We start from the raw sequence: 14,027 nt of genomic DNA on the forward strand, positions 1-14,027 counted from the left end.
GTCGCTGTTCAATCAGTCTTGGTTACGCCTTCGAGGCGGGTCGTTTGGCTTGGATGCCCGACATAATCCTGCACCCGCTTGCTGACGACGATCGGCTCGAAGCGTTCGAAAAGCGGCAGGACGGCCGGCTTCTGCGCCACGAACATTTCCTGCATCTGCACGTAGATCTCGCCGCGCTTCTTGGAATCCGGCTCCAGGGAGGCCTTGGCGGTCAGTGCGGTCAGCTCCGGAATGTCCCAGGCCGAGCGCCATACGAAATTGCCGGCATTGTTGGCTTCCCGCGAGTTATCGGGATTGCTGGAGAACTGCTCCATCGAGCCCAGCACGTTCGGCATGTAGGCACCGGTCTGCGGAATGAGGAGATCGAAGTCGCGAGCCCGATGGGCCGCGATGATATCCGAGCCGTTGCCCTGCTGGATGTTCACGGTAATGCCGATCTGGCCGAGCGAAGCCTGAATGGCGGTTGCCAGGTCGATGCGTGGCGTTTGGGCGATCGTCTTCAAGGTCAGAGTGAAGCCGTCCTTGTAACCGGCTTCGGCCAATAGCGCTTTTGCCTTTTCAACATCCAGCTGCCAATCGGGACTGGGTATGGCGTATTCAAAATTCTCGGGCACCGGGACCGTGCGCGCGCGGCCATATGGCCCCATGATGGCCTTTTCCATACCCTTGTAGTCGATGCCGTAGGCGATCGCCTCGCGAACCTTCGGGTTCGAAAGCGGCTCCTTGCCGGCATTCATCGACAGCACGTAGAAGCCCCCGGTCGGCACCCGCTGGATTTCGAAACCTTCCTTGCCATTGAAGGTGGCGAGATCGGAAGCGCTCAGCGCACTGGCTATATCGACATCGCCACGCTCGAGCATCAGCCGCTCCACCTGGCTTTCCGGCACGTGACGAACCACGACGCGCCGCATTTTCGGTTCGCCGCCCACGTAGTTTTCATTCGCCTCAAGGATGACTATTTCGTTCGGCGTCCAGCGGTTCAGCGTGAACGGGCCGGAGCCTGCGGAATTGGTGCGCAACCAGCCATTTCCCCAATCGCCATTCGATTCGTGCGACTTGACCTCCTCGCTATCAACGACACTCGCAATCACCATTGCCAGCCGGTAGAGCAGGAGTTCGGACGTGGTTTCCCCGGAAAGATCGATCCGAACCGTTTTCTCGTCCGGCGCCGTCACGAGCTTTTCCACATTGCCGGCATTGTAGCCGACCCGCTTGAGGTTGGCGGCGGAGGCTTGATCCATCTTCAGCAGGCGAGTGATCGAATAGACGACGTCCGCGGAGGTCACCGGATTGCCGGAGGCAAATTCAGCCTCCCGCAGATGGAAGGTGATGCCCTTGTCGTCGATCTCCCAGCTCTCGGCAAGCTGAGGAGAAACCTTGCCGGAACTGTCGACGGAGATCAGCCGATCGTAGAGGTTGGCCATGATTTCATTGGCCTTTGCCTCCGTTGCCTGGTGGGGATCCAGCGACAAAACCTGCGCAAGCGAGGTGGCGATGACGAGCTGGTTGGCAGGCGTTTTGGCAAAGGCGGCGGGTGAAGCGAGCGTCAACGCGCCGACCACAGCGCCAACGAGAAGCCGGGTACAAAAATGCTTCATGATGTCCTCCCTGATCATCTGTCAGATAATATCTTTATCCTAATGTCATAATACGATTATCGAAGTTGATGATGAATGACAAGTGCCGCCGCACGATCGGAAAAAGCCAATGAATTACGGCAATTAGTTGACGAACAGCGCTATCGCAACAATAGGTTGGGGCACAGCCGCACTACCAATTGACAATGCGGTATCACCTCAGAATTCCGCAAGCGCTCTCGACATATTCCGGGAGTCATATTATGTCATGGAACATCAGAATGATATTCGGGAGGCTTTCTTGTATCTGGGAACGCAGGTGACGGTTCGCGACGATGACGATTACAAGGTCTTCGCGCAGCTTGGAGTGAAGAATATCTCGGCCGATCCGCCGGGAGCCCCGGCAAGCTGGACGCTTGAGGATCTGGAACGCCATCGCGAAAAGGTAGAGAGCTTCGGCATCGTGCTGGATATGATCCAGCTTCCCCTACCTTCACAACCGATCGAGAAGGCGTCCTATCCCGACATCCTGTTGGCCGGACCTGATCGCGACCGCCAGATCGACGCGGTCTGCCGGCTGATCGAAAATTGCGCCAAGGCGGGCATCCCGGCGGCGAAATACAACCTCAACCTGATCGGCATTCCCCGCACCGAACTGGAGCCGGGCCGCGGAGGCTCTCTGAACGAAGCCTTCCGGTGGGACAAGGCCGATCAGCAGGCCGCCCCCGGCCTGGCCGGCACGCTCTCCGAAGACGAGAACTGGGAGCGCATCGACTATTTCCTTGAACGGGTCGTTCCGGTTGCGGAGAGCAACCGCGTGCGCCTCGCCTGCCATCCGCACGATCCCTATACGCCGCCGGGCTACCGGGGCGTTACCCGCGTACTCGGCACCGTGGAAGGCCTCAAAAAGTTCGTGATGATGCGCGAAAGCCCCTATCACGGGCTGAATTTCTGCCAGGGCTCGATCGGCGAGATGCTCGACAATCCGCACGAGGAAATCGATGACATCATCCGCTGGTTCGGCACGCGCGGCAAAATCTTCAACCTTCACTTCCGCAATATCAGCGGCGGAARGTTATCCTTCATGGAAACATTCCCCGACGAGGGCGATATGGACATGATCCGCTCGCTGAAGATCTATCAAGAGGTCGGCTACAAATACATGGTGATGCCGGACCACGTGCCGCGCATCAGCGGAAGAGACCCCACGGGCGTCGCCTTCGCCTACTGCTACGGCTACATCGCGGCGGTTCTTGAAGCGCTTGAGGCCGGACATCTCTGACAGCCATCACGGCGACAGATGTCGGTTTCGGACAGCAGGGGTTTTCAGATGGAACCAAACACTCTCAAAAAGGCAGTCGGCGCCGGCCTCCTTTCATTTCCGGTTACGCATTTCGACAGCAATCTCGCATTCAATGAAACAGCCTATCGTGAGCATGTGGGATGGCTGGCGGGCTATGATGCCAGCGTGCTTTTTGCCGCAGGCGGCACCGGGGAATTCTTCTCGCTCAATCCTTCGGAAATTCCGGCCGTCATAAGCGCCGCCAAGGCATCGGCGGGCAAGACCCCGATCGTTTCGGGGGCCGGTTACGGGACCTCGCTTGCGATCGAGATCGCGAGATCGGCGGAAAAGGCCGGCGCGGACGGCCTGCTTCTCTTGCCGCCCTATCTCATGTTCGCCGAACAGGAGGGGTTGGTCGCACATGTGAAGGCGGTCTGCCGATCCGTCGGCATCGGCGTCATCGTTTATAATCGCGACAATGCCGTTCTTTCGGCCGACAGCCTGGCAAGACTTTGCGACGAGTGCCCCAATCTCATCGGCTTCAAGGATGGTGTCGGAGATGTCGATCGCGTCATCGAGATCACCACCAAGCTGGAAGATCGACTCGTCTATGTGGGTGGCATGCCGACCCATGAAGTGTTCGCCCAGGCTTATTTCGCCGCCGGCGTGACGACCTATTCCTCCGCCGTCTTCAACTTCGTGCCCGCCCTCGCCCAGCGTTTCTATCGGGCTTTGCGGTCCGGTGATCAGCCTGTGGTAGATCAGATCCTGAAGGATTTCTTCTTCCCCTTCGTGGCCTTGCGAAATCGCAAACGGGGCTACGCCGTCTCGATCATCAAGGCAGGCCTGAAGGTGCTTGGACGAGACCCTGGGCCGGTGCGGCCGCCACTCACCGACCTCACGGCAGAGGAACTGAAACTTTTGGAGAAAATTCTCGACGCCAACGACGCGATCCGGACCGCTGCTTGACGCTCAAGGCCGTCGGCTTCAGCAACAATGACCGTAAATGCGCAGAGCACATCGAGCTCTGCGCTTTTGCATCCTACCAGTTCGTCACCGAACCGTCCCTGCGCTTCAGATGCGGCGCTTCCCAAAACTCGAAGCTTTGTCTGGCGATCAACTCCTCGTTGACTTCGACGCCAAGGCCGGGAGCATCGGAGACTGGATAATAGGCGCCCTCAAGCCGCGGCTGAACCGGGAAGAAGTCCGAATTGTCGAAGCCGAGATGCGTTTCCGCGGGGCTCGCGCGTGTCTCGAGCCAGGAAAAATTAGGCACCGCGGCCGAAAAGTGGATCGTTGCGGCGGTACAGACTGGTCCAAGCGGGTTGTGCGGCATCATATCGACGTAATGCGTCTCGCTCCACGCGGCGACCTTCATCGACTCCGTCAACCCGCCGACATTGCAGACGTCGAGCCGATTGAACTGATGGATGTCGCGTTCGATATAGGGCTGGAACTGCCATTTCGAGGCGAATTCCTCGCCGATTGCGAACGGTATGTCCGTGAGCCGGCGAAGTGCCTCGTAAGCGCCCGGAGACTCATCCCGGATCGGTTCTTCGAGGAAGTCCAGCGTGCCGGAAGGCATCTTTTGGCAGAAGCTCGCGGCTTCCGCCACCGTCAGGCGGTGATGATAGTCGATGCCGAGCACGACATCCTCGCCCAATGCCTCGCGGGCTTTCACGCACCACTTGGCGGTTGTCGCAATGTGTTCGCGGGGTTCGTAGATTTCCTTGTTCTCATGACCGGAGGGCGACAGACGCATGGCCGTCCAGCCGTGTTCGACCAGCATCTGCGCCTGTTCGACCATTGCTGGGCCGGGTTCGGCGAAAGTTGTTGCGAAAGTCGGGATGCGGTCACGGTGCTTGCCGCCAAGCAGTTCGTAGACCGGCACGCCGAGCGCCTTGCCCTTGATATCGTGAAGCGCAATATCAATCGCCGAGATCGCCGCCTGCAGCACCCGCCCGCCTTCGAAATACTGGCTACGATACATTTCCTGCCATAGCGACCCGGACTTGAAGGGATCGCGCCCACGCAGGAATTCCGCATAATGCTCGAGGACGCCGATTACGGCCTTTTCGCGGCCGGAGAGGCCGCTTTCGCCCCAGCCGAAAATACCTTCATCCGTTTCGATCTTTACCAGAAGCTGGTTCCGAATGCCGACTTTGACCGCATAAGTCTTGATCGCCGTGATTTTCATGTCGTCCTCGTTTCACCAGTGCCACAGCGTGCCGTCTTCGAGACGGTTCACCGGCAGATAGGCGCGCTGGTAGGGATATTTTTCCGCAAGCTTTTCATCGATATCGACGCCRTGGCCGATCGCCTCGCCGGGATGCAGATAGCCGTCTGAAAGGCTCCAGGCGCTCGGGAAGACTTCGAGTATCTGCGGCAGGTAGCCGGAATATTCCTGGATACCGAAATTCGGAGCCCAGAGATCGAGATGCAGGTTGGCACCGAGGCAGATGGGCGACATGTCCATCGCGCCGTGGCAGGCGGCACGGACATTGTAGACGCCCGCGAAATCCATGACCCGGCGAAGCGCGGTTACCCCGCCCGCATGCACGGTGGTCATGCGGATGTAATCGATCAGCTGCTCTTCGATCAGCAGCCGTGCGTCCCAGATCGTGTTGAAGACTTCGCCGACCGCAAGCGGCGTCGTGGTATGCTGGCGGATCAGGCGGAAACTCTCCTGATGCTCGGCGGCGACCGTGTCCTCCAGCCAGAAGAGACGGGCGAATTCGAGGTCCTTGCCGAGACGCGCCGCCTCGATCGGCGTCAGGCGATGGTGGGTATCGTGCAATAGCTCGATATCCCAACCATGAGCCTCGCGTACCGTCTTAAAAAGTTCCGGTATGTGACGGAGATATTTGGAAGTTGACCAGATTTCCTCGTGCGGAAAGGCGTCGTCCTCGGCATTGTTCGTTACCGATTTCGCACCCGTGCCGTAGACATCCGCAAGACCTGGAATGCCCACCTGCACCCGGATGGCCCTATAGCCCTCCTCCTTGCGCCGCCCGACCGCTTCCACGGCTTCCGCAATATCGCGACCCTGCGCATGGGTGTAGCACAGCACCTTCTCGCGACTGGCGCCCCCGAGAAGCTGGTAAAGCGGCATGTTCGCGACCTTGGCCTTGATATCCCAGAGTGCGGTATCGACGCCGGCGATCGCCGCCATGGTCACCGGGCCTCTGCGCCAGTAGGCTCCCTTGTAGAAATACTGCCAGATATCTTCGATCCGAGAGGGGTCGCGGCCGATCAACAGCGGGGCCAGATGATCCTGCAGATAGGCGACGACGGCCTTTTCGCGGCCGTTCAGCGTCGCGTCGCCCACCCCTGTCAGTCCCTCGTCGGTGAATATCTTGACGGTGACGAAATTGCGTCCCGGCGAGCAGACGATGATTTTAACATCGGTAATTTTCATGACTTATCCATTGGCTGAAACTGTGCCCGAGGGCTTGACTGCGGGTTCGTAACGGAACCGGTTGTGGATACGCCGGTTGCGTGGATCGGGATGAGGGATGGCGGAAAGAAGCGCGCGCGTGTAGTCGTGCGAAGGATCGTTGACGACCCGATCCGTCTCCCCGGCCTCGACGATCCGGCCGCGATACATGACAGCGACGCGATCGCACATGTAGCGGATCACGGACATGTCGTGCGAGATGAAGACATAGGAGAGGCCCAGTTCGTCCTGGAGCTGCATCATAAGGTCAAGCATCTGCGAGCGAAGCGACACGTCGAGCGCCGATGTCGCCTCGTCTGCGACGATCAGCCTCGGATTGACCGCAATGGCGCGGGCAATTCCTATGCGCTGACGCTGGCCGCCGGAAAAGGCATGCGGATAGCGCTCGCGCCAGGCGGGCTCCAACCCCACCTGACGCATGAGATGGGTAACGCGATCGTCGAGTTCGTTTGCCTTCATACCGGCAAGCTTCAGAGGTTCGGCTATAATTTGGCCCACTGTCTTGSGCGGGCTGAGCGAGCCGACCGGGTCCTGAAAGATCATCCGGACCTCGCGCCGGACGTCCTTCAAGGTGGCATTGTCCGCGGTGCGGATATCCAGCGTTTTGCCATCCGCGCGGCGGTAATCGATCGTGCCGGCCTGGGGATCGTAGATGCGCAGGAGGCATCGCCCCATCGTCGTCTTGCCTGAACCGGATTCGCCGACGATGCCGAGCGTTTCGCCTGGCCGGACGACGAGCGATACATCATCGACCGCCTTGAGCCCCGACGCGAAAGTCAGCGACAGATTCCTCACCTCCAGGAGAGGTGGTGTCTCGCTCGGCATCTCCGCCCGCCGGACACGAACTTCAGCCTTCTTCTCCAGCTTGACGACGGAGCCGATCAGCCGACGCGTATAATCGTCCTGCGGCGCATGGAAGATCTGGTCGACCGGGCCCTTCTCCATGACCTTGCCGCGATACATGACCAGCACCTCGTCGGCGATCTCGGCGACGACGCCCATATCGTGGGTGATGAAGAGCACGGCCATGCCGTGGCTCCGCTGCAGCTTCTTGATGAGGTCGAGGATTTCCGCCTGGGTCGTCACGTCGAGCGCGGTCGTCGGTTCATCCGCGATCAGCACGGACGGATTGCAGGCCAGCGCCATGGCGATCATCACGCGCTGGCGCATGCCGCCGGAGAATTCGAACGTGTAACGGTCGATCGCCGTTTCAGGACGGGGGATTTCGACTTGCCGCAGGAGTTCGACCACGCGTTCCCGTTGCGCGTTGCCGCGGATGCCGAAATGGATACGCAGAGCCTCGCCGATCTGGGTGCCGATGCGATGAACCGGCGACAACGAACTCATCGGCTCCTGGAAAATCATGGCGATCTCCTTGCCGCGAATGCCGCGAATGTCCCTTCCCCGTGGATCGAGCTTGGCGAGATCAGTCATGGAGCCGTCGGCGCGCGTCAGCAGGATAGAACCGCCTTCGATGCGGCCCGGCTTGTCGACGATCTGCAGGATCGAACGGGCTGTGACCGACTTGCCGGAGCCGGACTCCCCGACGACGCAGAGCGTCTTGCCTCGTTGCAGACCGAAGGAGACGCCGTCGACGGCCTTGAACACACCGGTACGGGTTGGGAAATAGGTCCTGAGGTCCTCGACCTTCAGAATCGTGTCGCCGGAGGGGTTCGAAGTCATGGTCATGAAACGGCCTCGTAGGGGTCTGCGGCATCGCGCAGGCCATCACCCAGGAAATTCAGTGCAAGGACCGAAATCACGATCGCGGCGGCCGGCGTGAAGAGCAGCCACGGCGCCTGCGCGACCGCACGGATGTTCTGCGCCTCCTGCAGCAGCACGCCCCAGGAGATGATCGGTGGCTGCAGGCCGATGCCGAGGAAGGAAAGCGCGGTCTCGGCAAGGATCATCGATGGGATCGCGAGCGTTAGCGTCGCGATGATATGGCTCATGAAGGACGGCACGAGATGATTGAAGATGATGCCGATCTCGCTCATGCCGTCGAGACGCGCGGCTATGACGAAATCCTCGCTGCGGAGCGACAGGAACTTGCCGCGCACTTCGCGGGCAAGGCTCGTCCAGCCGATCAGGGAAACGATCAGCGTAATGACGAAATACGTCCTGAGCGGCGGCCAGCCGACGGGGATCGCAGCCGCAAGGCCCATCCACAGCGGAATGGTGGGGATCGAGCGGAGAAGTTCGATGACGCGCTGGATCACCAGATCCACCCAGCCGCCGAAGAAGCCGGAAACGCCGCCGATCGTCACGCCGAGGATCAAGCTCATGAAGACGCCGACGAGCCCGATGGAGAGCGAGATCTTGGCGCCGTGCACGAYACGCGAGAATATATCGCGGCCGAGCCGGTCCGCGCCGAAGATATACATGCTGTCGCCGGGCTTCGGGTCGATCATCCCGAAGAGTTTGGTCTCCATCGGAATGAACCCCAGCAGATGATAGGGCTGCGGAGCCTTGACGAAGAAGCCGACTGGAACCGGCCTCGTCGGATCGGGCGTGAACTCACGGCGCATGGATTCGGTGTTCAGCGTCATCCTGAGCTGGCTGACATGAGGCCGGAACGCCCCATCATGGATGAGGGAGAGCCCCTGTGGCGGCGCATAGGTGAAGCGCGCATTGGTGGCGTTCGGATCGAAGGGGGCAATGAAGTCCGCAAAGGCCGCGACCAGATACATGAAGATGATCACGACCAGGCTGACGAGCGCGATTTTGTGCTTCTTGAACTTGAGCCAGAAAAGGCGCCATTGGCCGGCGGCAGCAATATCCTTGCCCGCAAGGTCGAACGAGGGGCCGGTCTCCGGCGGAAGATGCGTGATGTCTGTCATTGAAACCGTATCCGCGGGTCGGTGATGGCGAGCAGGATGTCCGAAATCAGCGTGCCGATGATCGTGAGCACCGAGATCAGGAGAATGAGCGAGCCGGCGAGATACATGTCCTGGGCAAGCAGGGCGCGCAGGAGCAGCGGTCCGGTCGTGGGCAGGCTCATGACCACCGAGACGATGATCTCGCCCGAGATGACGGCCGGCAGGATCCAGCCGAGCGTCGAGATCAACGGATTAAGGGCAAGCCGCACGGGATAGCGGATCAAGAGTTCGAATTCCGACATGCCTTTTGCCCGCGCCGTCGTGACATACGGTCTCGACAATTCGTCGAGCAGGTTGGCGCGCATGATGCGAACGAGCGCTGCCAGGGAGCCGAGGCCGATGACGATGACCGGCAACCAGACATGCTGGGCAAAATCCATGAGCTTGCCGAAGCTCCATGGCGCATCGACGTAGGCTGGCGAGAAAAGCCCGCCCACGCTTTGGCCGAACCAGGCGGACATGATGTACATGGCCGAAAGCGCCATCAGGAAATCGGGAATGGCCAGGAAGAAGAAGGCGAGGAAGGTCGCGGTATAGTCGGAGATCGAATACTGCCGTACCGCCGACAGGATGCCGATCGGGATCGCGATCGCCCAGACGAAGCAAAGCGTGAGCACGGAAAGCAGGAGCGAAAACCCGAGCCGGTTCCAAATGAGTTCCGTCACCGGTCTGCCGAGCTCGAAGGATATGCCGAAGTCGCCACGCGTCACGATTCCCGCGATCCATTTGTAATATTGGAAATAGATCGGCTGATCGAGGCCGTAGCGCTCCCGCATGGCCGCGACCGTACCGGCCTCCACCGCCCCGCCCTGGCTCGCCCAATCCGCCATCAGCGTCGTGAGATAGTCACCTGGCGGAAGCTGGATGATGATGAAGGCGATGATGGAGACGGCGACCAGCGTCGGGATCGCGAACACCAGCCGCTTGATGATGAAACGAAGCATGATTTCAGACCGTTCGACTGGATCGAAGGGGCAGCCGGCGATGGCAGGAGCACCACCGCCGGCCTCGGGAGGAGGCGATCAATTCGCCTTGTCGAAGTACCACTGGGTCAGGGTCGGCGCGGGATGCCAGAGATTGCCGGTGATCGGGATGCCGTCTACGACGTTCTTCAGGTTCTTCGACACCATCATGTATTTCGGCATGGGCCGCGAAATACCGATATTGAGGAAGTTGTCGGCTGAAAGGTTCAGGAAGTCCTTCATCTTCTCGCGGCGATCATCGTCGGTGACGGCGGCATTGACCTCGTCATAGGCCGCCATCAGCGCCTTGACTTCCGCCGGCGGCTCCTCCCCGGTCGAATGATCGGAGTACCACTCGCTCCATTTCATCGCAAAGAAGATGTCGGCCTTTTGGAAGGGCATGTAGCAGCGCGGATCGRTGTAAACCTCCGACAACCCGCCGACGCAGTTCCAGATATAGGCGTCCTGCTCGTTTGCCGCCCACATGGTGTTGAGCCGGGCGCGATCGGTGGTGCGAAGCTGGATGTCGATGCCGACATCCTTGGCATATTGCTGCACCATCTGCATGACGTCCGGATAGGAGAGACCGAAAACATCCGCGACCATGAAGTTGATGGTGAAGCGCTTGCCTGTTTTATCGAGACGGAAGCCTGCCGCATCCTTGTTCGGCAGGATCTTATCGAGCATTTCGTTTGATAGTTCGGGATTGAACTCGGTGTATTGCGTCGCCTCGCGCTCATTGAAGAGCTCGTGCTCGGGCTGAACCGCGACCTGGGCGGGAGCGCCCTGGCCCACATAGACGAGATCGATGATTTCTTGCCGATTGATCGCGTGGCTCAGCGCAATACGGAAATCCTTGTTCTGGAAGATCTTGCGCTTCAGCGGATCGGTGGAGTTCAGGTTGAGCAGGATGACGGCGTCGTTCGCCGGCAAATCCTTCACGTCCACGAAGCGGTAATTCCCCGTTTCCTGTCCGTCGAAAAGGACGGACTTGAAAGTGGAGTTGTTGATGTGGCGGAAGGCGAAATCGAATTCACCGGAAGTCATCTTCAAGGCCATGAGCTGAGGGTCGTCGAGCTTTGCCCAGGTGATACCATCGATATAGGGAAGCTGGTTACCATCCGGGTCGACCTTCCAGTAATAAGGATTGCGTGTCGCTACCACGCGATCGCTGTCGGCATAGGGAACCGTCAGGACCCACGGATTGAGCGTCGGCAATTCGAGATTCTGCCAGAAAGGCGGCTGAAACGTCAGCGAGACCTTGGAATTGAAGAGCGCCACCCAGTCGCCCGCCGCCGGATTGGCCTTGAGCAGGTCCGGAATGCCGTCCTTGTTGTACTTCTCATGAAACTGGCTGAGATAGTGCTTGGGATAGATGACGGGCAGATGGCCCTGGCCATAGGCAAGTTGCTGCAGGAACAACCCATAGGGCGAGTCGAATTTGAACTCGACCGTAAGATCGTCGATCTTGCGAACCGTCACCGGCTTGCCAGCAACCGTGAACGTCGGGTTCTTGGCGGGCGACAGGGCATCGTTCATGAATACGTCGTCGTACCAGAACATGATGTCGTCGGCGGTGAAGGGATTGCCGTCACTCCACCTCAAACCCTTGCGGAGCTTGAACGTGTATGTGGTCGCGTCCTCCGATGCGGTGAACTCCTCGGCCAGTGACGGAACGACCTTCTTCCATTCAGGGTCCCAGCGCACCAGCAATTCATTGGCGATCGTGCGGGTCAGATTATAGTGGTCTCCATTGGCCAGGATCGTGGTTCGCAGCGTGCCGCCATATTTGCCGACGCCATCGATCATCGTCTCCACATAGGGCTGCTCCGGAAGGCGCTCGGAAACGGCGGGCAGCTTGCCGGCCTTGACCTCTTCTTCGAGCATCGGCGCCTGCTTGAAATCCATCGCTGAGGCCGGAGCCATCGAACTAAGAACGAGCGTCCCCAACAGGCCTGACGACATGACAAGGCCGCGCAGCTTCCGCTGATAAAGCATCTTCTCTCCTCCTCTTGGCCAACCCTCTCCGCCGGCCTGCTCCCCAAGGCCGTTGCGACCCAAGATGGACAAAAGTTTTCAGATCGTACATTATTTGTCAATGAGAATGTACGAAGCGGCTTATTTCACCTTTGCAACCGAGAAGAAAGTGCATTAAAAGCAAGCACATGAGCACGATCACCAGCATTCACGATGCGAGCTCCGAGGGCGATGATTCCATGGAGGACGGCGGCGCCTCCATCTACGAGCGACTGCGCGACGACATCATCCACGGACGGGTCAAAGCCAATGAACGGCTGAAAGTGGCCGATCTGGCAAACCGCATGGGCACGTCCACCAATCCGGTCAGGGAGGCTCTGCAGCAGCTTCGCGGCGAGGGTTTCGTCATCATGACGCCGAACCGCGGCGCGCGCGTTCGACCCATCGATGAGGACTTTGTGCGCGATATCTGCGAGATCGAGGTGCTGATCGAGCCGGCGTTGACCCGCTGGTTCGTCGGGATCGTCACCAACGAGGAAATCGAGGAGCTGGAGCAGATCCAGGCAGAGATCGAAGGGCTCAATTTCGCGGATGAGATGACGCATTCCAATCTGGACCTGCGGTTCCACAAACTGATGTACGATCGCCACTACAACCGGCATGCCGTCGACCTATGGATGCGGCACCGTCATATCCTGTGGGCGATCAGCCGCCGTTTTCCAACATCGTTAAGCAGGCAGTCGAACGTGCTGGACGAACATCGCGAATTGCTCGACTGCATCAAGGCCCAGGACGCGGATGGTGCCGCCCGCGTGATCGGGCGGCACGTCGAAGGATCGGGCCGCCACATCATAGAGCGAATGCGTCTGGCGCGGCACACCGCTCCATAAGCTGGCTTTGCGAAGCTCCAATACCGAAGTTTGGTGCCAGACGACGCAACGCCCGCCGGCCGCCGGTTTGATGAGGGTCTGAGAGATTTCGCGTGATCCGAATACCGGAAAGGGATGTGGCGGCAGCGCGAAGTAAAGCGGAAACAGGCGGATGGCTAGAAACTGGGGTGTCACACTGGTGCGGCTCACAAAGTATACCTATCTCCTGCAAAATCTCGGGAGATCCCTTTGTCAGAATTCATCAGCTACCTTTTCGCCATCTTTGTTGTAACGCCGCTTCAGGCTGAGATTTCGGAACGTCTTCAGGGCATCCCATCTGCGGACATTGCTGCGGCTGGTAGGGCTTGCATAACGTCGGAAGGACCGAACTTGCTACAGCGTGCGCAGGAGAACTGGGGATGGGCGGCAGCTAATGGCCTGGGTGTCGCGACCGGCCTAGTCGATCCGGTGATGCTGCTGCCCCAGGGTAACGAGAATTGTCGCCGGGTGGTGCAGGTTCTGACCGCCCGCGAAGCGGATGCCTAGGTGGCAAAGCATCGAACTCCGCTCCCGAGTGCGTGCGGTGTTCCTCATGCCGTCATCTAATGGCAGTTTTCTGTTCTGGAAACCCTTCGCCGGGTCAAGTTAATGCGGCCAAGAGCGCCGTTGCGCTCACCTGGCTCATCAGCAGGATCGGGCGGATCAACTCCGCGGCGACAGCCAGACAGCGCGTCGCCTAGTGCGGCGGGTTGATGACGCTGCTCTTCGTATCAACCTGCGGGATCGGTCATCCACGCGGAAACGGCGAAAGCCAGGCCGCATACCACTGCCGTGGAAACCAGAACGCTGGCAAACGCTTGCAGGCCTGAAGTGGTCATCGGACAAATATAGCCAACGCTTTTTACCCGTTCAACGCAGCCGTCAATGCACTGGCCGGGGAGTCTAAGCTGGAAGTCCCTGGATCGGATCGCCTGAAAATACGCCAGATAGAGATAGCGCATTCTCGCCGATTTGCCTTTCTACC

12 protein-coding genes are annotated in these 14,027 nt (G+C 59.4%); 4 read left to right on the plus strand and 8 right to left on the minus strand.

Annotated features, from left to right (window positions below; all coding sequences use genetic code 11):
* Positions 1 to 8: 8 nt before the first annotated feature.
* Positions 9 to 1,598, minus strand: a complete 1,590-nt coding sequence (locus LCM4573_RS19435; RefSeq protein ID WP_071008504.1) for an ABC transporter substrate-binding protein — start codon at positions 1,596 to 1,598, stop codon at positions 9 to 11.
* 280 nt (positions 1,599 to 1,878) lie between these two features.
* Between LCM4573_RS19435 and LCM4573_RS19440 the strand changes: the two genes are divergently transcribed.
* Both LCM4573_RS19440 and kdgD read left to right on the plus strand, forming a co-directional pair.
* Positions 1,879 to 2,859 carry a mannonate dehydratase gene (locus LCM4573_RS19440; protein ID WP_071008505.1) on the plus strand — a complete coding sequence of 327 codons (981 nt, stop codon included), beginning with the start codon at positions 1,879 to 1,881 and terminating at the stop codon, positions 2,857 to 2,859.
* A 48-nt stretch (positions 2,860 to 2,907) separates the two neighbouring features.
* The gene (kdgD, locus tag LCM4573_RS19445; RefSeq protein ID WP_071008506.1) at positions 2,908 to 3,828 is read left to right on the plus strand and encodes a 5-dehydro-4-deoxyglucarate dehydratase; all 921 of its coding nucleotides are present in this window, start codon (positions 2,908 to 2,910) and stop codon (positions 3,826 to 3,828) included.
* Positions 3,829 to 3,901: 73 nt separating this feature from the next.
* On the opposite strand, the gene LCM4573_RS19450 is transcribed toward kdgD, so the two are convergent.
* The 6 genes from LCM4573_RS19450 to LCM4573_RS19475 all read right to left on the minus strand — a co-directional run bounded on the left by LCM4573_RS19450 (position 3,902) and on the right by LCM4573_RS19475 (position 12,155).
* On the minus strand, positions 3,902 to 5,056 hold the full coding sequence (locus LCM4573_RS19450; RefSeq protein WP_071008032.1) for a mandelate racemase/muconate lactonizing enzyme family protein: 1,155 nt from the start codon (positions 5,054 to 5,056) through the stop codon (positions 3,902 to 3,904).
* Between the two features lie 12 nt (positions 5,057 to 5,068).
* Positions 5,069 to 6,277: a D-mannonate dehydratase ManD gene (manD, locus tag LCM4573_RS19455; protein WP_071008033.1), complete on the minus strand. Its 1,209-nt coding sequence runs from the start codon at positions 6,275 to 6,277 to the stop codon at positions 5,069 to 5,071.
* Positions 6,278 to 6,280: 3 nt separating this feature from the next.
* Positions 6,281 to 7,999 carry an ABC transporter ATP-binding protein gene (locus LCM4573_RS19460; protein ID WP_071008507.1) on the minus strand — a complete coding sequence of 573 codons (1,719 nt, stop codon included), beginning with the start codon at positions 7,997 to 7,999 and terminating at the stop codon, positions 6,281 to 6,283.
* 2 nt (positions 8,000 to 8,001) lie between these two features.
* A complete protein-coding gene (locus LCM4573_RS19465) occupies positions 8,002 to 9,156 on the minus strand; it encodes an ABC transporter permease (RefSeq protein ID WP_071008034.1) in 1,155 nt (384 codons plus the stop codon).
* Positions 9,153 to 10,139: an ABC transporter permease gene (locus tag LCM4573_RS19470; RefSeq protein ID WP_071008035.1), complete on the minus strand. Its 987-nt coding sequence runs from the start codon at positions 10,137 to 10,139 to the stop codon at positions 9,153 to 9,155. Before LCM4573_RS19470 ends, LCM4573_RS19465 begins: the two co-directional genes overlap by 4 nt.
* A gap of 78 nt (positions 10,140 to 10,217) precedes the next feature.
* On the minus strand, positions 10,218 to 12,155 hold the full coding sequence (locus LCM4573_RS19475; RefSeq protein ID WP_071008036.1) for an ABC transporter substrate-binding protein: 1,938 nt from the start codon (positions 12,153 to 12,155) through the stop codon (positions 10,218 to 10,220).
* A gap of 218 nt (positions 12,156 to 12,373) precedes the next feature.
* Here LCM4573_RS19475 and LCM4573_RS19480 point away from each other — a divergent pair, with 218 nt between their 5' ends.
* The gene (locus LCM4573_RS19480; protein WP_244505389.1) at positions 12,374 to 13,024 is read left to right on the plus strand and encodes a GntR family transcriptional regulator; all 651 of its coding nucleotides are present in this window, start codon (positions 12,374 to 12,376) and stop codon (positions 13,022 to 13,024) included.
* A 228-nt stretch (positions 13,025 to 13,252) separates the two neighbouring features.
* Entirely contained in the window at positions 13,253 to 13,549 is a 297-nt protein-coding gene (locus LCM4573_RS28880; RefSeq protein WP_071008038.1) for a hypothetical protein, read from the plus strand.
* A 224-nt stretch (positions 13,550 to 13,773) separates the two neighbouring features.
* Here the strand turns inward: LCM4573_RS28880 and LCM4573_RS19490 are convergent, their stop codons facing one another.
* Positions 13,774 to 14,004 carry a hypothetical protein gene (locus LCM4573_RS19490; protein WP_071008039.1) on the minus strand — a complete coding sequence of 77 codons (231 nt, stop codon included), beginning with the start codon at positions 14,002 to 14,004 and terminating at the stop codon, positions 13,774 to 13,776.
* Between the last annotated feature and the right edge of the window lie 23 nt (positions 14,005 to 14,027).

The sequence above is a fragment of the Rhizobium sp. LCM 4573 genome, assembly GCF_001854865.1.
Lineage (GTDB): Bacteria > Pseudomonadota > Alphaproteobacteria > Rhizobiales > Rhizobiaceae > Neorhizobium.

Coding starts and splice junctions, on each gene's coding strand:
- LCM4573_RS19435 (WP_071008504.1), bottom strand. CDS start 1,598: ATGAAGCATTTTTGTACCCGGCTTCTCGTTGGCGCTGTGGTCGGCGCG.
- kdgD (WP_071008506.1), top strand. CDS start 2,908: ATGGAACCAAACACTCTCAAAAAGGCAGTCGGCGCCGGCCTCCTTTCA.
- LCM4573_RS19450 (WP_071008032.1), bottom strand. CDS start 5,056: ATGAAAATCACGGCGATCAAGACTTATGCGGTCAAAGTCGGCATTCGG.
- LCM4573_RS19470 (WP_071008035.1), bottom strand. CDS start 10,139: ATGCTTCGTTTCATCATCAAGCGGCTGGTGTTCGCGATCCCGACGCTG.
- LCM4573_RS19480 (WP_244505389.1), top strand. CDS start 12,374: ATGGAGGACGGCGGCGCCTCCATCTACGAGCGACTGCGCGACGACATC.
- LCM4573_RS19490 (WP_071008039.1), bottom strand. CDS start 14,004: ATGCGCTATCTCTATCTGGCGTATTTTCAGGCGATCCGATCCAGGGAC.